The organism is Nostoc favosum CHAB5714 (genome assembly GCF_020829495.1).
In the GTDB taxonomy this organism is placed as follows: domain Bacteria; phylum Cyanobacteriota; class Cyanobacteriia; order Cyanobacteriales; family Nostocaceae; genus Nostoc; species Nostoc favosum.
The window spans coordinates 95,865-112,523 of record NZ_JAIVFQ010000004.1; the positions used below are offsets into that span (position 1 = coordinate 95,865).

Below are 16,659 nucleotides of genomic sequence, written 5' to 3' on the forward strand. Positions count from 1 at the left end.
AGAATTACTGTAGCTCCTCCCATGCTCCCTCGTCTCCCTCATCCCCTCCCCCCTCTTTTTCACGAAGCGATTACCTTTTGTAATTCACCAGTGACATCTTCTTGGGACTGATTGCCATTGACTGTTAGGAGTTTTTTGCGATCGCCGTAATAATCAATTAAAGGTGCAGTTTCAGCGCGGTATACTTCTAAACGACGACGAATCACCTCTTCGGTATCATCTTTTCGTCCTCTAGCTAGCAAACGTGCGATCACAATTTCATCTGGTGCATCTAGATTGACTACCCTTTCGCCGCCTTGATGTATTGCTTCGAGTAACTTCTCCAGAAAAGCTGCTTGGGTCACTTTCCGGGGAAATCCATCAAGAATCCAACCATTTTTGGCATCTGGTTGACTGAGGCGCTCCTGTACCAAGTCCTCCACTAGCTGGTCGGGTACTAACTCGCCGCTATCGACATAAGCTTGAGCCTTGATTCCCAAATGAGTTTGCTCTTTCATGGCTTGTCTTAATATTTCACCAGTAGAAATATGGGGAATATTCAAGTGTTCAGCCAAAGTTTGAGCTTGTGTTCCTTTACCCGCTCCAGGTGGCCCCAAGAAGATTAATCGCGTCACTATTATTTCACCATTCCTTCATAGCGCTGAGAGATGACATAAGTTTGGACTTGTTTGGCTGTCTCAATTGCCACACCAACTAAAATTAATAAAGAGGTAGCACCTATTCCCTGGAAAGTTTTCACATTCAAAGCGCTTTCCACGGCGGTAGGGATAATCGCAACGAAGCCCAAAAATATCGCACCCAAAAAAGTGAGTCGGTTGGACACGCGTTCGATATACTCGCTAGTAGCCTTGCCAGGACGAATTCCAGGAATACTAGAACCCATTTTCTTCAAGTTCTGCGCCACATCTACTGGGTTGAGAATCAACGAAGAATAGAAGTAGCTGAAGAAAACGATGGAAATCATGTAGACCAAGGCATAGACCCAGGAGCTAGAACCGCCTGGACTCAGATAAGTGTTAACTATATTCGCCAAATCGGCATTTTTAGTAAAGTTGGCTATCAGCAGTGGCAAACTGAGGATGGCAGCAGCAAAAATAATTGGCATCACGCCGCCTTGATTTAACCGCAGGGGCAGATAGCTACGCTGTTCTGCCAACACTCGCCGACCTACTTGGCGACGAGCCGAAATAATTGGGATGCGGCGCATTCCTTCTTGCACAATTACAATACCAACAATTGTTGCTAGGAAAACTAAGAGCAGCACTATCACACGCCCCACTGTTTCCCGACCACCGACTTGCACCAAGTCGATGGTATCGCCTAAGGCTTTTGGTAATGACGCGACAATATTGACAAAAATCAACAATGATGCTCCGTTACCAATGCCACGTTCTGTAATGAGTTCTGATGCCCACATTACGAACATGGAACCAGCAGTCAGAGCGATCGCAGTTTCAGCTACGAAAATTGGCCCTGGCTTTAAGGCGAATTGCTGGAGGAATAATGCCGAAAAAGCTGTACTTTGTAGAATTGCCCAAACTACAGTGACATAGCGGGTAATTTGCGATATTTTGCGCCGACCTGCTTCGCCTTCATTTTTCTGTAAATTTTCTAAAGATGGAATCGCTGCGGTGAGCAATTGGATGATAATAGACGCATTAATGAAGGGCAAAATCCCTAAAGCAAAGACTCCCAAAGTCGAAAGTCCTCGCCCGGAAAATATATCCAATAAGCCGAATATGGAATTATTACCCGATATGGCTTCGGCAAATCTAGGTCTATCAATCCCTGGTACGGGTAAGAAGATACCCAGACGAACCAAAATTAAAATACCGACGGTGACAAGCAGCCTACCTCTGAGGCCAGCTGCTTGCGCCATCTGCATAAAAGTTTCTTGAGCCGTTGGGGCTTTATCTCGACTGATCATAGAGTGCTACCTTTATAGTGAACCAGGCGCTGACAGCGAGTTGGCTTCCATTTAAGTGCGCTGTTCCGGCTCACTCATAAGACTTCACAACTACCACCAGCTGCCTCAATTTTGCTACGAGCTGAACCTGTGAAAGCTGCCGCTTGTACCTTGAGCGGAATGCTCAATTCCCCGTTACCTAAAATTTTCAATGGCCCCTTGACAGCAGTCAGAATACCTGCGGCTTTCAAGGAGGTCAAAGTTACTTCCGTATTAGCAGGAAGGGAGCCTAGCTTCTCTACATTAATCGTAGTGTAAATCTTCTGATTAACAATCGGAAAGCCCTTCAGCTTAGGTAAGCGGCGGTACAGTGGCTGTTGACCACCTTCAAAACCTGGGCGAGTTCCACTACCAGAACGAGATTTTTGACCTCGCATACCTAGACCAGCACTGGCACCTTGACCGGCAGAAATACCTCTAGCTACACGCTTTTTGCGTTTCTTTGAGCCTTTTTGCGGCTTAACATCGTTGAGTCTCATGATGTAGTTAGTTCTTGTTTACACAAAAGCTCTGTAAGTGCGACTCTACTAAATGTAGAGACTTTCAATAGGAATACCGCGATCTTCCGCGACTTCAGAAAGAGTCCGCAGTGTAGATAAGGCATTGACTGCGGCTCTAGCATTATTGAGCGGATTGTTAGAGCCAAGTTGCTTGGCTAAGACGTTACGAACTCCTGCCAATTCCAGCACAGTCCGCACAGCACCACCTGCAATTACCCCAGTACCAGGTGAGGCTGGGCGCATCATCACTTTCGCACCGCCACCGACACCATTAATGGGATGGGGGATGGAGTTGGATTTGGTGATGGGTATATCAATGAGGTGTTTTTTGCCGTCAGCTACACCTTTTTTGACGGCGCCAATTACATCTGAGGCTTTGCCTACTCCAACACCAACTTGACCGCGTTCGTTACCGACAACAACGATCGCTCGGAAGCTGAGTTTTTTACCGCCTTTGACCACTTTACTTACGCGTCGGATTTGGATAACCCGTTCTTGCCAAGTGGTTTCTTCTTTTTTGGCACGCTTTGTTCTACTTTTACGCTCTGTTGCCATAATTTAGTGCTCTGGTGAACGTCATTTGTCTTTTGTCATTTGTCTTTTGTCATTTGTCCGTTGTCATTTGTCCAATGACTAATGACCAATGACTAATGACTAATGAGTTTAGAAATCTAAACCAGCTTCGCGTGCTGCATCAGCTAATGCTTTGACACGACCATGATATAAGTTTCCACCGCGATCAAAGACTACTTTGGTGATGCCTTTTTCTAGCGATCGCACTGCAATCAATTTCCCAACTTGCACCGATGCGTCGCGGTTTGCACATGACGCTAAACTAGATTTCAGTTCTGGTTCTACAGTCGATGCTGCCACGATGGTTTGATGCTGAGTATCATCAATTATCTGGGCATAAATATGCTCATTAGAACGAAATACCGCTAAACGCGGGCGTTCTGGGGAGCCAATAACTTTGCCACGAACGCGTCGATGACGACGGTTTTTTGATTCTCTACGAGTAAGTTTCATTTCTACTTCTTACCACCCTTACCAGTCTTACCAGCTTTCCGTCTGACCACTTCACCGGCATAGCGAATGCCTTTACCTTTGTAAGGTTCTGGTGGACGAACGGCACGAATTTTGGCGGCTGTGTTGCCTACAATTTCTTTGTCATAGCCGCTGACAATGACGTTAGTGGTACCTTCTACTGCAAACTGAATTCCTTCTGGTGGTTCAATTTGCACCTGATGGCTATAACCCATATTCAAAACTAGGTTACGCCCTTGAACTTGTGCCCTGTAGCCAACACCTTGAATTTCCAAACGGCGCTGAAAACCTTGGGAAACTCCCTCGACCATGTTGGCAACTAAAGTGCGGCTCAAGCCGTGCAGTTGCTTTGAGGTACGAGTTTCATCCCGACGATTTACCTGTAATATGTCTCCCTCTTGAGAGAGTGAAACATTAGGTGTGAGAGTGCGAGAAAGTTCTCCTTTCGGGCCTTTCACCACAATATTCGTACCATCGATCGCCACTTGAACTTTGGCGGGAATAGTAATTGGACGTTTACCGATCCGAGACATGACTTTTTGTCCTTTGTTATTTGTCCTTTGCCTTTTGTCCTTTGTCTTTCATTAATGACAAGTGACAAATGACTAATGACCAATGACTACCAAACGTAACAAAGCACTTCGCCACCCAAGTTCTGACGCCGCGCTTCGCGGTCAGTCATAATGCCACTGGATGTAGAAATAATGGCAATGCCAATGCCGCCTAGTACCCTTGGTAATTCTTTTCTGTTGGAATAAACACGCAAGCCAGGCTTACTCACTCGCTTTAAGGCGGTGATCAGAGGCTGACGGTTTTTACCTTTGTATTTTAGGGAAATCACCAGATTGCGTTTTACCCCTTCTTCTGCTTCTTCGATTTCAGCAATAAAGCCTTCCTCCCGTAGCACTTTGGCAATGCTTCGGGTCATTTTTGTAGCTGGCACTTGTGTAGTTTGATGCCGCGCCAGGTTGGCATTGCGGATGCGCGTCAGCATATCTGCAATTGTGTCGTTAGCCGCCATCGTTCCCTCTATAGATGAACTTATTGATCGCGAAAGGGCATTCCTAATTCTTTAAGTAAGGCGCGTCCCTCTTCGTCGTTTTTTGCTGTGGTGATGATGGAAATATCCATCCCACGTACTTGATCGATGCTGTCGTATTCGACTTCTGGAAAAATTAGCTGTTCTCTGACACCCAGAGTATAGTTACCGCGTCCGTCAAAGCTTTTAGGGCTAACGCCGCGAAAATCTCGAATTCTCGGTAGTGACAAACTAACTAGTCTATCGAAAAAGGCATACATCCGTTCGGATCTGAGAGTAACCATGATCCCCACAGGCATCCCTTGACGAATCTTAAAGCCAGCGATCGCCTTTTTCGCCCGTGTCACCACTGGTTTTTGACCAGTGACCAAGGCAATTTCATTAATGGATGCTTCCAGCGACTTCGCATTTTGAGCTGCTTCACCCAAACCCCGGTTAATAGTAACCTTTACCAACTTCGGTACTTGATGAACGTTGGTATATTGAAACTGATTAATCAGTTTGGGGACGATTGTCTCTTGATATAAGCTTTTGAGTCTTGTTGTCGCCATAGTTTTTTGTCCTGATATCCCTGGGCTTGGTCAGGGAACAAAGTTACGAGTTATGAGTTATGAGTTATGAGTTATGAGTTAAATTTAATTCCTAACTCTTAATTCCTAACTTCTAACTATTTATCCAGAATCTCGCCAGTTTTCTTGAGTTTTCTGACTTTTTTGCCTTCTGAGGTAAAGGTATAACAAACACGACTGGCAACGTTTTGCTTGGTGGAATAAAGCATCACGTTGGAGCTATGAATCGGGAATTCTTGGGTGAGAATCCGCCCTGATTCCCCTTCTTGCTGGGGTTTGACGTGCTTGGTTTTAATGTTGACACCTTTGACGATGACTTTACTCAGTTGGGGAAGTGCCTGGATAATTTCACCAACTTTTCCTTTGTCTTTGCCAGCAATCACTTGTACAGTGTCGCCAGTTTTGACGTGCATTTTGTGGAATACTTTGGGCGTACCCTGTTTGGTTGCCATTAAAGCACCTCCGGAGCCAGAGAAACGATTTTGGTAAAGTTTTTATCGCGTAGTTCCCGGGCAACTGGGCCAAAAACCCGTGTGCCTCTAGGATTACCGTCTTTGTTGATAATCACAGCAGCGTTATCATCAAAGCGAATACTCATGCCACTGTCACGACTTACAGCTTTCCGAGTCCGGACAATTACTGCTTCCACGACATCAGACTTTTTGACAGCCATGTTGGGTGTAGCATCTTTGACAACGGCGATAATTTTATCGCCGATAAAACCATAACGACGGTTGCCTCCGCCTAAAACGCGGATGCACATTAGTTTGCGGGCACCGCTATTATCTGCGACATTCAAGTAAGTCTGGGGTTGAATCACAATTATTCTCCCTTGTAATGTTGTTAAAAACTAACAACGATGAGGTTTAAGTAGGCTTGACGTTCAAAATTTCTGTGATTTTCCAGCGCTTGGTTTTGCTCAGGGGTCTAGTTTCCTGAATGCGAACGCGATCGCCTACTTTACACTGATTTTCTTCGTCGTGAACTTTATATCGTTGGGTGTTAACCACAATCTTGCCGTACTTGGGGTGAGGAGCGCGGTTTTCTATGGCTACTACCACAGTTTTTTGCATTTTATCGCTCACTACCAAGCCAACTCGTTCTTTAACTGCCATAATCTCCTACTTTTCTTCTTTAGCCGATTGACTTGCTGCCCGTTTGCGTTCTGTTTCTAGCGTTAGCAACTGGGCTAGGCGGTGTCGCATTTGTCGGAACTGGTGAGGCTTTTCTAATTGCCTTGTAGCTTTTTGCAAGCGCAACTGAAATAGTTGTCTTTTGATAGCGACAATTTCTTCAGAAAGTTTCTCGTCACTTAATTCTCTTGCTTCTGAAATCTTGGGAAGAGGCATAAGCTACTCCTGCTCCTGTGGTTGAGAGCGCACAATAAACTTAGTTTTTATAGGCAGTTTAAATGAAGCCAAACGCATAGCTTCACGGGCGATTTCTTCAGAAACCCCACCGATTTCAAACAAAATTCGTCCTGGCTTGACTACAGCTACCCAAAACTCTGGATTACCTTTACCGGAACCCATCCGGGTTTCAGCAGGACGCATGGTTACAGGTTTATCAGGGAAAATCCGAATCCAGATTTGTCCACCCCGACGAATATAACGGGTCATTGCCCGACGAGAAGCCTCGATTTGCCGAGAGGTAATCCAAGCAGGTTCTTGTGCTTGGAGTGCAAAATCACCGAAGTTGAGGGTGCTACCACGGGTGGCTAGTCCCTCCATCCGTCCGCGCTGTTGTTTGCGGAATTTAGTTCTTCTAGGGCTTAACATGGTTTGTTACTTGTCATTTGTCATTTGTCCTACCCTACGGGAAGCCGCCAAAGGGCGTCTATGTCATTTGTCATCTGCCATTTACTAATGACTAATGACTAATAACTAATGACGATTTATCCTTCATTTGAGCGGTCTTCAAATTGCTGGCGACGACGTTGTTGTTGACGACGACGGGGTTCACGTTCGCGATCGCGGGGATCGCGTTCACGTTCGCGGCTTGCAGGTGGTAGTGGAATTTCTTCCTGTCCAGGAATAATTTCTCCCTTAAACACCCATACTTTGATACCCAAAATGCCGTAAACAGTTTTTGCCGTGCAATAAGAGTAGTCAATGTCAGCCCGTAAGGTATGTAAAGGTACTCTACCTTCACGAGTCCACTCTGTCCGGGCAATTTCTGCACCGTTGAGCCGGCCGCTGACTTGGATTTTAATACCTTGGACACCAGCCCGTTGGGCACGCTGAATCGATTGCCGCACTACCCGCCTAAAGGAAACCCGGCGTTCTAATTGTTGAGCAATGTATTCGGCAATTAGGTAGGCATCAGCATCAACTCGTTGGACTTCAACTACGTTAATGCGAATTTGGCGATTACTACCCAACAGTCCTTGGAGTCCGGTACGCAAGGATTCAATGCCTTGTCCACCACGGCCTACTACTACGCCGGGTCTAGCTGTGCGTACTTCTAAGTCGATTTGGTCGGCTTTGCGCTCAATCCGCACTTCCGAAATACCGGCGTTGTTTTGAGCCTGTCTACCCAGCTTTTGTTCTATATATTGACGCAGTTTGTAGTCTTCTTGTAAAAGTTCTGGATAGCGATCAGGAACAGCAAACCAACGGGATTGATGTTCATGTGTAATACCCAGGCGAAAACCAACTGGATGAATCTTCTGTCCCACGAATGCTTCCTCTAAAATTTCTTACTTTACGCAATTTATTCGTGTAAAAAAAGCTTATTTTTCTGGGGCTGCTGCAACGGCCACAGTAATATGACACGTCGGCTTGCGAATTTGGTAAGCTCGACCTTGCGCTCTTGGTTGGAACCGCTTCAGCGATGGCCCTTGATCGGCATAAGCCTGAGTAATCACTAGTTGAGTCCGATCTAACCCAGCGTTGTGTTCGGCATTAGCAGCAGCGCTTCTGAGAACCTTCAATATGGGTTCAGTGGCGCGATAGGGCATGAATTCCAGGATGATTAACGCTTCACGGTACGATCGCCCGCGAATTTGATCGAGTACCCGACGCACTTTGTAGGCCGAGATGCGGATAAAACGAGCGATCGCTTTTACTTCAGTAGTATTAGTAGCCATAATTTTCTCCAATTTTGTCATTTGTCGTTTGTGAGCCAGTGCGGTCTTGGGGGTTTCCCCCATGAGTAACTGGCGAACCCAAAGGGTCATTTGTCATTTGTCTTTCAGCTCATGACTAATGACTCATAACTAATGACTACCTACCTGCTTTTTTGTCGCTTTTTCCATGACCTCTGTAGGTGCGTGTCGGGGCAAATTCACCCAACTTGTGTCCTACCATCTGTTCATTTACAAAAACTGGAACGTGTTGGCGTCCGTTGTGAACAGCTATGGTATGACCTACCATTAGAGGCAAAATTGTCGAAGCTCTTGACCAAGTTTTAATAACTTCTTTTCTGTTGTTGTCGTTGAGCTTTTCAATTTTCTTTAGGAGATGATCCGCAACGAAAGGACCTTTTTTTAGAGAACGACCCATAGTTCAATTTTGGATTTAGGATTTAGGAATTACGAGTGAGGAGTGAGGAGTGAGGAGTTAGGAATTAGGAGTTAGATTTTACTCTCAACTTATAACTCTTAACTCATAACTCTTAACTCCTAACTCTTTAAGACTCACGACCACCGCGACCGCGTTTAGAAGACTTACGACGACGACGCACAATCAATTTGCTGCTAAGTTTCTTGCGATTGCGTGTCTTCGCGCCCAATGTGGGTTTACCCCAAGGTGTAACAGGTCCTGATCTACCGATAGGTGCCCTACCCTCACCACCACCATGTGGGTGATCCACTGGGTTCATGACGCTACCTCTAACCTTAGGACGGCGACCTTTCCAGCGATTTCGCCCTGCTTTACCTGCACTCAGATTTCTCGCATCGGTGTTGCCTACTTGCCCAATGGTGGCGTAGCATTCGCGCCGAATCAAGCGGACTTCTCCTGAAGGCAACTTGAGAGTTACATAATTACCTTCTTTTGCCACAACTTGAGCGCTAGCACCAGCAGCACGCACGATTTGACCACCTTTGCCAGGAGTCAGTTCTACGTTGTGAACACCAGTACCCAAGGGAATCTTTGAAAGAGGTAAAGCATTACCATCTTCAAAGGGAGCTTCAGGCCCAGAAATAATTATTGTTCCAACTTTCAACCCGTTGGGATGGAGGATATACCGTTTTTCGCCATCTTGGTAATACAAAAGGGCAATTCGGGCATTGCGGTTAGGATCGTATTCAATTGCTGCGACTTTGGCAGGAATATTATGTTTATCCCTTTTAAAATCGATGAGCCGATAAAGTTGTTTGTGTCCGCCACCCCGGCGACGACTGGTAATCCGCCCGGTATTATTCCGACCTTTGGCGCGATGCTTCGAGGTAGTTAGGGATTTTTCTGGCTCGGTTTTTGTGATCTCCGCAAAGTCAGAAACTGTAACTTGGCGAGTGCTGGGGGTATAAGGGCGATAAGAACGAGTACCCATAATCTATTTTGGATTTTGGATTTTGGATTTACTTAATTTCGGATTTTGAATTTTGGATTTAATGAGTGTTTAACTGATTGCGACCATCTTTGGTACTTATTTCAGTAAACTCCTCAATCTAAAATCTAAAATCTAAAATTCCTAGACTTCTGGGAATAGAACTTGTCTAATCTTGTCTTCATCCCCAGGTGCGACGGTAACAATGGCTCGCTTATATTGGGGCTTATAACCAATAAATTTACCAACGCGCCGCTTTTTACGCGGTGGTAGGGTGGTGTTGACTTTTACAACCTTGACCTGAAACAAGTCTTCGATCGCAGCCTTGATTTCTGGCTTAGATGCTTTTGGAATTACTTCAAAGGTGTACTTATTCTGCTCCATTAAGATAGTCGCTTTCTCGGTGACGATTGGGCGACGCACTAAGTCGGCAAGGTCGCGGGGGTCAAAGCTAGGCACTGTAGACCTCCTGAATTTTTTCTAGGGCTGATGCCGTAACTACAATTTTGTCAGCGTGCAGTAAATCAAAAACATTTAGCTGGTCGGCTGCAATTAGTTTTAAATTTTCAATGTTGCGGGCTGACAAATAAACGTTATCTGTATCCGCAATTTCAGACAAAATTAACAGTGACTTGCTTTCTGGTACGACTCCCCAACGAGCAAGGGCTGCTACTAATTCTTTAGTCTTTGGGCGAGATAGCTCGGTGCTAAATTCTTCTACTACGATCAAATCCTCAATGCGGCTGACAAATGCTGTCCGCAGTGCTAAACGTCGCTCTTTGCGGTTCAACTTGAGGTTAAAGTCTCTGGGCTTTGGCCCAAAGATCACACCACCACCACGCCACAGTGGTGAACGAATAGACCCTGCACGAGCGCGACCAGTACCTTTTTGTCGCCAAGGTTTACGGCCACCGCCTCTGACTTCTGAACGAGTTTTTGTACTGGCATTTCCTTGACGAGCATTAGTCAATTGCCGTACCAAGGCGCGATGCACAATATGAGACGCTGTTTCTTCCTTGGCAACGCGCAACTCGAAGGTCGTCTCGCCGACCTGTTCTCCTTGCCAATTTTTAACTACGCTTTCAACCATCTTTGTTATTTGTCCTTTGTCATTTGTCTTTTGCCATTTGTCCTGTGTCATTTGTCCTGTGTCATTTGTCCTTTGTCCTTTAACCAATTGACTAATGACCAATGACTAATGACCAATGACTAATGACTAATGACTTTTGACTATCCCACTATTTTTGCAGGCACAACACTTACTAGAGCGCCCGGTTTACCAGGAATGGCTCCCTTAATTAGCAATAAGTTGCGTTCTGCATCAACTCGCACTATGGTCAGCTTACGGATTGTGATGCGTTTCCCACCTAAACGCCCTGCCATCCGCTTACCTGGATAGACACGACCTGGTGTTGTACCAGCACCAATAGAACCCGGCGCTCTGTGGTTTTTGGAACCGTGTGACATGGGCCCGCGACCAAAGTTGTTGCGCTTCTGGTTACCCGCAAAGCCGCGACCGATGCTTGTGCCGACTACATCGACAATTTGACCTGCACTAAAAATATCTGCTTTAATCTGTTGACCTAAAGCATAATCACTAGAACTTTCGGTGTGATATTCATTTAGGTGACGCAATGCTGGGGCAGATGATTTAGCTAAATGGCCCAGTAGTGGTCTGTTCAGTGCCTTTGGTTTAACTTCGCCATAACCAACTTGAATGGCAAAGTAACCGTCGGTTTGTTTGGTTTTAACTTGTGTAACGGTGCATGGCCCTGCTTGAATGACAGTCACAGGAATAGCTACTCCTGCTTCGTCAAATATTTGGGTCATGCCCAGCTTGGTGCCGAGAATACCTACAGACACAGTAACTGGTTCTCCTTTCTACTTGCTGACCTTGGAATTGGACTCTAGAGGACACGCTTTGTACGCATCAGTTTAGGCTGGGTTAGCCTGCGAAATTTGGAATGGTTTAAATAAACCGCTCCAAATGCTTTCGGACACAACAAACCGTGTCCGTACTGCTTGGTGAATCTGTTTAGCTTCACTCACTAGATCACCAGAACAGCCACAAGTCTCTTCCCATTGGGAAGTAGTAACTTCTGGAATCAATGCAAGGCGCTACAGCTTTAAGCTGTGTGCAGCAATGCTTTTGTCCAAGCAATTGCTCTGGCACTTTCTGGAGGCAGCGCTGTCGGCGGGTTTTCCGATTTTTAGACGCCCATTAAGACGGCTTCCCGGAGGTTGGCTACTGCCCTGTTGCAGTTGGACTTAAGCGGTTTTTACCACCCAGTATCCGTTAACTGAGACTGACGTAATGCCATGAAACCAACATTGCTGCTCAGTTTTTACTTCCTTAAACACCTTAAACTATTGTTTAAGATTTTGCCTGCTTTTTCAGAGGCATAGGAGTAAATGTACTCTGGAGCTTTGGATTGGCTTTGATTCTTCGCCCATAAGCTCCAATGTTGACCTGAAAGCTTTCTTAGTTTACCAGTCTATGATCAATCTGAGTTAGATTATCCAATTTGGATTGAGTCATCAGCTTTTGATGCTAACACTATCTCAAAATGACAGTAAGAAGGGACTCTAATTTGCGTCTTTGGTCACAATCTAATAATATAAATTATTTATTTATGTTTGTCTACTAATTTATAGAGTTATTTTTGGGGAGTAGGGGAGGCAGGGGAAGCAGGGGAAGAAGAACTATTGATTATTGCCCAATGCCCAATGCCCCATGCTCCATGCCCAAAAAAATCCTTTTAATCTATCGGTTCAGGGTAAATAATAGAGATATCTAAGTGGGATAAGACGAAAATCTATGGCACTAATTACCACTGGCAACGGTTTAATGCGCGATCTGGAAAAATTTGGCGCTCTTGGCGTGTATGTACCTCTGGAAGGGGGTTATGAAGGTCGATATCAGCGCCGACTACGCGCAGCTGGCTATACCACCCTCCACATTACCGCCAAGGGGTTGGGCGACATAGCTGCGTATCTCACAAGAATTCATGGAGTCAGACCTCCTCATCTTGGTAAAAAAAGCACTGGTAGTGGTGCCGCAGTAGGTCATGTGTACTATTTGCCACCAATTATCAATTCTCATCTAGAACAGCTACCACCAAAGTCTAAGGGGCTGGTTTTGTGGATTATTGAAGGGCATATTCTTTCCAATGAGGAACTTGAGTATTTAACGAATTTGCCTCAGCTAGAACCACGAGTAAGAGTAGTTATTGAGAGGGGTGGCGATCGCGCCTTCCGTTGGACTTCTCTAGAAAAAACTCTGTTAGCTAGTTAGTCCTTTGTCGTTAGTCATTAGTCATTTGCTCATGACTAATGACTCACTTCAATCAGCATTTCAATAATGCTGGGTCGAAAACCACAAGACGCAAATAACCGCCGTGAAGCCTCGTTAGCAATTACTGTATCAAGACGAATTTGTTTGCCGCCCATCTGATGAAAGCGTTAAACAATTACTGGTATAATAAAGCACGCTATTTGATAAATTTTACGCAGTATCAGGAAAAAGTTTTGCAGAAAATTCAACGATTAAAGTACAGGTTGTAATCAAGGCTTTAACTAATTACGAATTACGTAGCTTGCTTCTCGCCGGAGGCGAGTATTACGAATTACAAATTACTTTAATCCTGTTGGTGAGCGAATTTATAAGCACCCCACAGAGAAAGAGCGATCGCAATCACTAGCAAAATCGGTATGCTGTACCAAGGAAACTGAGACAAAGGTAAATGGGCAGCTGCACGCAGTCCGATGCTGGCGTAGGTGAGTGGTAACAGGTAAACTACGACTTTGAGGGCAGCTGGTAATGTACCAGGGTCAAAGAAGGTCGCTCCTAAGAATGACATGGGGATAATTATAAAATTGTTGTAGAGTCCAACTGATTCGAGCGATCGCACACTCAAACCAACAATCACCCCTAACCCAGCAAATACCGAACAATTCAGTACTACCAACAATAGAAATAGTGGGTTGAGAAAATTCCAGTTTCCAGTCAACAGCAGCGCTACTAAAATCACCGAACCCGATGTCATCAACCCCCGCACTACTCCCGCCAGCATTTTTCCGATGTGCAAGGCTAAGGGATGTATAGGAGTTAACAACAATTCCTCGAAGGTTTTGGTAAATAGTCTGTCTCCACAAATGGAAAATGTCGTTCCACCAAAGCTAATCGTCATCGACGATAGCGCCACCATCCCCGGTAATATGAATTCCAAATAGTTATTATAGTTACCACTAATCCCTGAGCCTGGTTTGATGGAACTACCCAAACCCAAGCCAAAAGCTAAAATGTATATCAGTGGGGATATTAAGCCTGATGCAGCAACTTGTACGATTCTGACACGTAAATCTAACCAATCTCCCCAAAAAATAGTCAGACTATCAGCTAGAAGGATTTGAAGTTGCGAAGTTTTGAACTTCTTGCTTGAGAATAACGCTCTTTGAGATGCCACTTGCTTCTAATTAGTTATTAAAACTTTCTTAAATTTTAAGTTACATTGTTTGACATATCAATTACTAGGGGTAACCAAAATATCTAAGAAGAATACGAAAAATTAGTCTTGGAAATTTGTAAGCACAGGTTTCCTCCGCTCAGACTTTTCGCAAAATTACAAACAAAAAGCTAGATAATCCAAGCATTGTGACTGCACCATTTGTGCAAATTGAATCAAGACTATCTGATAGATATCAAAAATATGCTATAATTAATTAATAAAAAAATATAAAACTTAAAGACAGTTACTATGTGATTTCCATGTGAAGCAGCATAAAAGTAATAACAATTCCTTAATCGGCAAATAAATAAAAATACTCACCAATTGTTCAAGATGGAAACAATAACCGACAAGGTTGAAATTCTGTCCATATATCTAGATAAGTTCCTATTTTTATCATTTAAGAACAATACTGCCCGAAAACTCGCAGACAATTACAGTCAAGAATAGGCATACTGAAAGAGGGAGAAAACTTTAGACCACTCCCTGCGAAATCGGCGTGAAGGTGATTAAGCAACAATGAGACGTAAACCCACTGGTAAATCGGCTACTACTTCTAAACCCTCTATTTTCCAATCCCCTATGTTTAACTTCTTTACCATCGCAATTATGGGAGGGGTGTTGATTTTGGGAATTGGGATTGGCATTGCTTTTAGTTCGACAACCACGTTGTCCCCATCAAATGTGGCTTCCCGTGAATATATTGATTTGAAAGCACCAAACCCTGAGATTTGTGTGCAGTACGGAGCCAGCGCGATGGTGATGGACGCTAGACTGTTCGTCACTCTCAGTCCTTTCAATGTCTATGTTTCCCAGCCCAGTATGCGTCCCGGATGCGTGATCCGACAAAATAACTGGGCGCTTTTAGAGCAACGTAAGCTGGTGACATCTGATCAGGTAAGAGATTGCAAAAATCGCCTGAACACTTTTGGTTTTACAGGGAACTTAGACAGTGAAAAACCTGATATTAGGTGTATATATCAGAATGAAGCTGCTCAAAACTTCTTTGCGAATCAACCAGGAGCAGTTGGAACCCCTCAGGAAACTGACAGATTTTAGATTTGGGAATTGGGAATGGGGCATTGGGCATTGGGCATTGAAAAGAGGTAGGGGTGCGGGGGGCAGAGGGGAAAACTCTTTTCCCTTGCTCCCTGCTCCCTACTCCCTATCTATTTTTAGGTAGGGGTTGACCAAACTCGATTACCTGGGGATTGGGAACATTGGGGATTGTTGGAGCTGGAAATTCTGACATACCGAAAGGAGGAATGCTATTCAAGTTACCGGGTTGATTTGGGAAAGAAGGAGGGGGAAGAATCAAAGCAGGTTGTTGAGAGGATGTATTAGGAGTTAGGGGAGGTACGGTTACAAAAGGCTGCCCTGAATTATTAGTAATTGTTGAGGGCAGGTTATTTGATATAGGTGGAACCGTAAGTAAGGGTGCTTGTAGGTTAGTAGGCGGCTTTTGGGGTGTTTGAGGTTGTTTCTTGGGTGACGGTGGGGAGTTCCCTGGTTTCACGGCAGTAGTTTTACCAGAAATAACTGGACGTAATACCCAGCGAGTGGAGTTTTTTCGGGAAACGGGTTGCAGTTGTATCTGTTTGGGATTTAAAACAGCCTCTGGTGCTAAATCTAGGACAATGCGTGTGTCATTTGCGTTCAGTTGAGAAACACGAATGCTTTTGATTGCTCCAGAATAATTTTGTTGTGTAATAATTTTGCCTAACTTAGTATTCGGTAAATCTACAACAAGCCGAGATGGTTGGGCTAGGTAGAAATAACGGGGGGTTGTGCCTGCTGAGAGGGTGATTTCGAGTTGCTGTGTCTTGGGGGAAAAACGCCACTTTTCTAGCTTTGCCACTGGTGTAGCAGCAGTAGTGCAAGTTTCAAGGGCGATCGCTGCACAAAAGCCTAATAGACTGATGCTAAATAGCTGCTTGCGCCATTGGCAAAATTGCCTAGTCTTTAGTCCCTGATCCATTCTTTTTATCTGCTCCATAAAACCCATACAATGCGCTCTTCCAATCCCTACTCACCACTCCCCACTCCCCACTCCCCAATTCAATTAGCTTTTTGGGGCACAGCAGTAAATTTCAGAGTTTGTGGAATGCCCTTTACGGTTAATTGACCTGTCATATTACCTTTATCCACAAGTTGCATTTGAATTGTGACTGAGTTCAGAGGATCATTTTGGGGGCGAGGAATATTACAAAGGATTGATTTACCAACTTTTCCAGATAAATTTAACTGTTGATTTCGGAAGATGCCTGCCAGAGAGTGCTTTTCGTCAGTATCGGGGTTAGCGTTTGCCGGTAATACAGAGGCATTTAAGTAAATACCCGATTGCTGAATCTTTAACGTCAGAGTATCCGATTTTTCACAGTTAGGCAAATTCTCTGACAGTGTTAGACGATACCGACCGTTAATTGGAGGAGGAGCCTTGAGATTGTTTTCCCCGTAAACGGTTACAGTTTTAAACAACACTAGCACTGAAGTTATTGCTACTCCGTAAAAAGTTAAAGATTTGAGGTTGAAATGATTCATG

26 protein-coding genes are annotated in these 16,659 nt (G+C 44.7%); 2 read left to right on the plus strand and 24 right to left on the minus strand.

Translation table 11 applies throughout. The features are described from left to right. Window positions 1-59: 59 nt before the first annotated feature. The 21 genes from LC586_RS04780 to LC586_RS04880 all read right to left on the minus strand — a co-directional run bounded on the left by LC586_RS04780 (window position 60) and on the right by LC586_RS04880 (window position 11,718). Window positions 60-614, minus strand: a complete 555-nt coding sequence (locus tag LC586_RS04780; RefSeq protein WP_229483382.1) for an adenylate kinase — start codon at window positions 612-614, stop codon at window positions 60-62. Between the two features lie 2 nt (window positions 615-616). Further along, window positions 617-1,927, minus strand: a complete 1,311-nt coding sequence (gene secY / locus LC586_RS04785; protein WP_229483384.1) for a preprotein translocase subunit SecY — start codon at window positions 1,925-1,927, stop codon at window positions 617-619. Window positions 1,928-2,001: 74 nt separating this feature from the next. Continuing rightward, a complete protein-coding gene (rplO, locus tag LC586_RS04790) occupies window positions 2,002-2,445 on the minus strand; it encodes a 50S ribosomal protein L15 (RefSeq protein ID WP_100901250.1) in 444 nt (147 codons plus the stop codon). 48 nt (window positions 2,446-2,493) lie between these two features. Further along, window positions 2,494-3,021, minus strand: coding sequence for a 30S ribosomal protein S5 (gene rpsE / locus LC586_RS04795; protein WP_109011930.1), 528 nt, complete (start codon window positions 3,019-3,021; stop codon window positions 2,494-2,496). Window positions 3,022-3,129: 108 nt separating this feature from the next. After that, entirely contained in the window at window positions 3,130-3,492 is a 363-nt protein-coding gene (gene rplR / locus LC586_RS04800; protein WP_099101131.1) for a 50S ribosomal protein L18, read from the minus strand. Window positions 3,493-3,494: 2 nt separating this feature from the next. After that, entirely contained in the window at window positions 3,495-4,043 is a 549-nt protein-coding gene (gene rplF / locus LC586_RS04805) for a 50S ribosomal protein L6 (protein ID WP_100901247.1), read from the minus strand. Between the two features lie 86 nt (window positions 4,044-4,129). Beyond that, window positions 4,130-4,531, minus strand: coding sequence for a 30S ribosomal protein S8 (rpsH, locus tag LC586_RS04810; protein ID WP_109011927.1), 402 nt, complete (start codon window positions 4,529-4,531; stop codon window positions 4,130-4,132). Window positions 4,532-4,551: 20 nt separating this feature from the next. Beyond that, window positions 4,552-5,100, minus strand: coding sequence for a 50S ribosomal protein L5 (rplE, locus tag LC586_RS04815; RefSeq protein WP_229483386.1), 549 nt, complete (start codon window positions 5,098-5,100; stop codon window positions 4,552-4,554). A 116-nt stretch (window positions 5,101-5,216) separates the two neighbouring features. Further along, window positions 5,217-5,570: a 50S ribosomal protein L24 gene (gene rplX, locus LC586_RS04820; protein ID WP_100901245.1), complete on the minus strand. Its 354-nt coding sequence runs from the start codon at window positions 5,568-5,570 to the stop codon at window positions 5,217-5,219. Further along, window positions 5,570-5,938, minus strand: a complete 369-nt coding sequence (gene rplN, locus LC586_RS04825) for a 50S ribosomal protein L14 (protein WP_012410715.1) — start codon at window positions 5,936-5,938, stop codon at window positions 5,570-5,572. The genes rplX and rplN overlap by 1 nt, the downstream gene beginning before the upstream one ends. A gap of 46 nt (window positions 5,939-5,984) precedes the next feature. Further along, window positions 5,985-6,233 (minus strand): 30S ribosomal protein S17, encoded by a 249-nt coding sequence (gene rpsQ / locus LC586_RS04830; RefSeq protein ID WP_073641952.1) that lies wholly within the window; start codon window positions 6,231-6,233, stop codon window positions 5,985-5,987. Window positions 6,234-6,239: 6 nt separating this feature from the next. Then, window positions 6,240-6,467 carry a 50S ribosomal protein L29 gene (gene rpmC, locus LC586_RS04835; RefSeq protein ID WP_100901243.1) on the minus strand — a complete coding sequence of 76 codons (228 nt, stop codon included), beginning with the start codon at window positions 6,465-6,467 and terminating at the stop codon, window positions 6,240-6,242. A 3-nt stretch (window positions 6,468-6,470) separates the two neighbouring features. Further along, on the minus strand, window positions 6,471-6,896 hold the full coding sequence (rplP, locus tag LC586_RS04840) for a 50S ribosomal protein L16 (RefSeq protein WP_012410718.1): 426 nt from the start codon (window positions 6,894-6,896) through the stop codon (window positions 6,471-6,473). A gap of 116 nt (window positions 6,897-7,012) precedes the next feature. Then, window positions 7,013-7,795, minus strand: coding sequence for a 30S ribosomal protein S3 (gene rpsC, locus LC586_RS04845; RefSeq protein ID WP_229483388.1), 783 nt, complete (start codon window positions 7,793-7,795; stop codon window positions 7,013-7,015). A gap of 54 nt (window positions 7,796-7,849) precedes the next feature. After that, window positions 7,850-8,206 carry a 50S ribosomal protein L22 gene (gene rplV / locus LC586_RS04850; RefSeq protein WP_190727944.1) on the minus strand — a complete coding sequence of 119 codons (357 nt, stop codon included), beginning with the start codon at window positions 8,204-8,206 and terminating at the stop codon, window positions 7,850-7,852. Window positions 8,207-8,342: 136 nt separating this feature from the next. Beyond that, window positions 8,343-8,621, minus strand: coding sequence for a 30S ribosomal protein S19 (gene rpsS, locus LC586_RS04855; protein ID WP_012410721.1), 279 nt, complete (start codon window positions 8,619-8,621; stop codon window positions 8,343-8,345). 127 nt (window positions 8,622-8,748) lie between these two features. After that, window positions 8,749-9,612, minus strand: a complete 864-nt coding sequence (gene rplB, locus LC586_RS04860) for a 50S ribosomal protein L2 (protein WP_229483390.1) — start codon at window positions 9,610-9,612, stop codon at window positions 8,749-8,751. Between the two features lie 141 nt (window positions 9,613-9,753). Continuing rightward, on the minus strand, window positions 9,754-10,068 hold the full coding sequence (locus LC586_RS04865; protein ID WP_069070779.1) for a 50S ribosomal protein L23: 315 nt from the start codon (window positions 10,066-10,068) through the stop codon (window positions 9,754-9,756). Further along, window positions 10,061-10,699: a 50S ribosomal protein L4 gene (rplD, locus tag LC586_RS04870; RefSeq protein ID WP_100903153.1), complete on the minus strand. Its 639-nt coding sequence runs from the start codon at window positions 10,697-10,699 to the stop codon at window positions 10,061-10,063. Before rplD ends, LC586_RS04865 begins: the two co-directional genes overlap by 8 nt. A gap of 140 nt (window positions 10,700-10,839) precedes the next feature. Then, complete coding sequence (gene rplC, locus LC586_RS04875; protein WP_229483392.1) at window positions 10,840-11,472, minus strand: 50S ribosomal protein L3; 633 nt, start codon at window positions 11,470-11,472, stop codon at window positions 10,840-10,842. 72 nt (window positions 11,473-11,544) lie between these two features. Beyond that, the gene (locus tag LC586_RS04880) at window positions 11,545-11,718 is read right to left on the minus strand and encodes a hypothetical protein (protein ID WP_229483393.1); all 174 of its coding nucleotides are present in this window, start codon (window positions 11,716-11,718) and stop codon (window positions 11,545-11,547) included. Between the two features lie 709 nt (window positions 11,719-12,427). Here LC586_RS04880 and LC586_RS04885 point away from each other — a divergent pair. Next, window positions 12,428-12,904, plus strand: a complete 477-nt coding sequence (locus tag LC586_RS04885) for an NAD(P)H-quinone oxidoreductase subunit N (protein WP_100901239.1) — start codon at window positions 12,428-12,430, stop codon at window positions 12,902-12,904. Between the two features lie 343 nt (window positions 12,905-13,247). Here LC586_RS04885 and LC586_RS04890 read toward each other — a convergent pair whose 3' ends face one another. Then, window positions 13,248-14,075, minus strand: a complete 828-nt coding sequence (locus LC586_RS04890) for an ABC transporter permease (RefSeq protein WP_229483394.1) — start codon at window positions 14,073-14,075, stop codon at window positions 13,248-13,250. Window positions 14,076-14,636: 561 nt separating this feature from the next. On the opposite strand from LC586_RS04890, the gene LC586_RS04895 reads away from it, so the two are divergent. Continuing rightward, window positions 14,637-15,176: a DUF3172 domain-containing protein gene (locus LC586_RS04895; RefSeq protein ID WP_229483396.1), complete on the plus strand. Its 540-nt coding sequence runs from the start codon at window positions 14,637-14,639 to the stop codon at window positions 15,174-15,176. A gap of 106 nt (window positions 15,177-15,282) precedes the next feature. Here the strand turns inward: LC586_RS04895 and LC586_RS04900 are convergent, their stop codons facing one another. Both LC586_RS04900 and LC586_RS04905 read right to left on the minus strand, forming a co-directional pair. Beyond that, window positions 15,283-16,095 carry an AMIN domain-containing protein gene (locus LC586_RS04900; protein WP_229483397.1) on the minus strand — a complete coding sequence of 271 codons (813 nt, stop codon included), beginning with the start codon at window positions 16,093-16,095 and terminating at the stop codon, window positions 15,283-15,285. Window positions 16,096-16,175: 80 nt separating this feature from the next. Continuing rightward, window positions 16,176-16,658: a hypothetical protein gene (locus LC586_RS04905; protein ID WP_229483399.1), complete on the minus strand. Its 483-nt coding sequence runs from the start codon at window positions 16,656-16,658 to the stop codon at window positions 16,176-16,178. Window position 16,659: the final 1 nt, after the last annotated feature.

Bases quoted from the DNA above. Each gene is read 5' to 3' on its own strand.
- secY (WP_229483384.1), bottom strand. From the start codon at position 1,927: ATGATCAGTCGAGATAAAGCCCCAACGGCTCAAGAAACTTTTATGCAG.
- rplO (WP_100901250.1), bottom strand. From the start codon at position 2,445: ATGAGACTCAACGATGTTAAGCCGCAAAAAGGCTCAAAGAAACGCAAA.
- rpsE (WP_109011930.1), bottom strand. From the start codon at position 3,021: ATGGCAACAGAGCGTAAAAGTAGAACAAAGCGTGCCAAAAAAGAAGAA.
- rplR (WP_099101131.1), bottom strand. From the start codon at position 3,492: ATGAAACTTACTCGTAGAGAATCAAAAAACCGTCGTCATCGACGCGTT.
- rplF (WP_100901247.1), bottom strand. From the start codon at position 4,043: ATGTCTCGGATCGGTAAACGTCCAATTACTATTCCCGCCAAAGTTCAA.
- rpsH (WP_109011927.1), bottom strand. From the start codon at position 4,531: ATGGCGGCTAACGACACAATTGCAGATATGCTGACGCGCATCCGCAAT.
- rplE (WP_229483386.1), bottom strand. From the start codon at position 5,100: ATGGCGACAACAAGACTCAAAAGCTTATATCAAGAGACAATCGTCCCC.
- rplX (WP_100901245.1), bottom strand. From the start codon at position 5,570: ATGGCAACCAAACAGGGTACGCCCAAAGTATTCCACAAAATGCACGTC.
- rpsQ (WP_073641952.1), bottom strand. From the start codon at position 6,233: ATGGCAGTTAAAGAACGAGTTGGCTTGGTAGTGAGCGATAAAATGCAA.
- rpmC (WP_100901243.1), bottom strand. From the start codon at position 6,467: ATGCCTCTTCCCAAGATTTCAGAAGCAAGAGAATTAAGTGACGAGAAA.
- rplP (WP_012410718.1), bottom strand. From the start codon at position 6,896: ATGTTAAGCCCTAGAAGAACTAAATTCCGCAAACAACAGCGCGGACGG.
- rplV (WP_190727944.1), bottom strand. From the start codon at position 8,206: ATGGCTACTAATACTACTGAAGTAAAAGCGATCGCTCGTTTTATCCGC.
- rpsS (WP_012410721.1), bottom strand. From the start codon at position 8,621: ATGGGTCGTTCTCTAAAAAAAGGTCCTTTCGTTGCGGATCATCTCCTA.
- rplB (WP_229483390.1), bottom strand. From the start codon at position 9,612: ATGGGTACTCGTTCTTATCGCCCTTATACCCCCAGCACTCGCCAAGTT.
- rplD (WP_100903153.1), bottom strand. From the start codon at position 10,699: ATGGTTGAAAGCGTAGTTAAAAATTGGCAAGGAGAACAGGTCGGCGAG.
- LC586_RS04885 (WP_100901239.1), top strand. From the start codon at position 12,428: ATGGCACTAATTACCACTGGCAACGGTTTAATGCGCGATCTGGAAAAA.
- LC586_RS04895 (WP_229483396.1), top strand. From the start codon at position 14,637: ATGAGACGTAAACCCACTGGTAAATCGGCTACTACTTCTAAACCCTCT.
- LC586_RS04900 (WP_229483397.1), bottom strand. From the start codon at position 16,095: ATGGATCAGGGACTAAAGACTAGGCAATTTTGCCAATGGCGCAAGCAG.
- LC586_RS04905 (WP_229483399.1), bottom strand. From the start codon at position 16,658: ATGAATCATTTCAACCTCAAATCTTTAACTTTTTACGGAGTAGCAATA.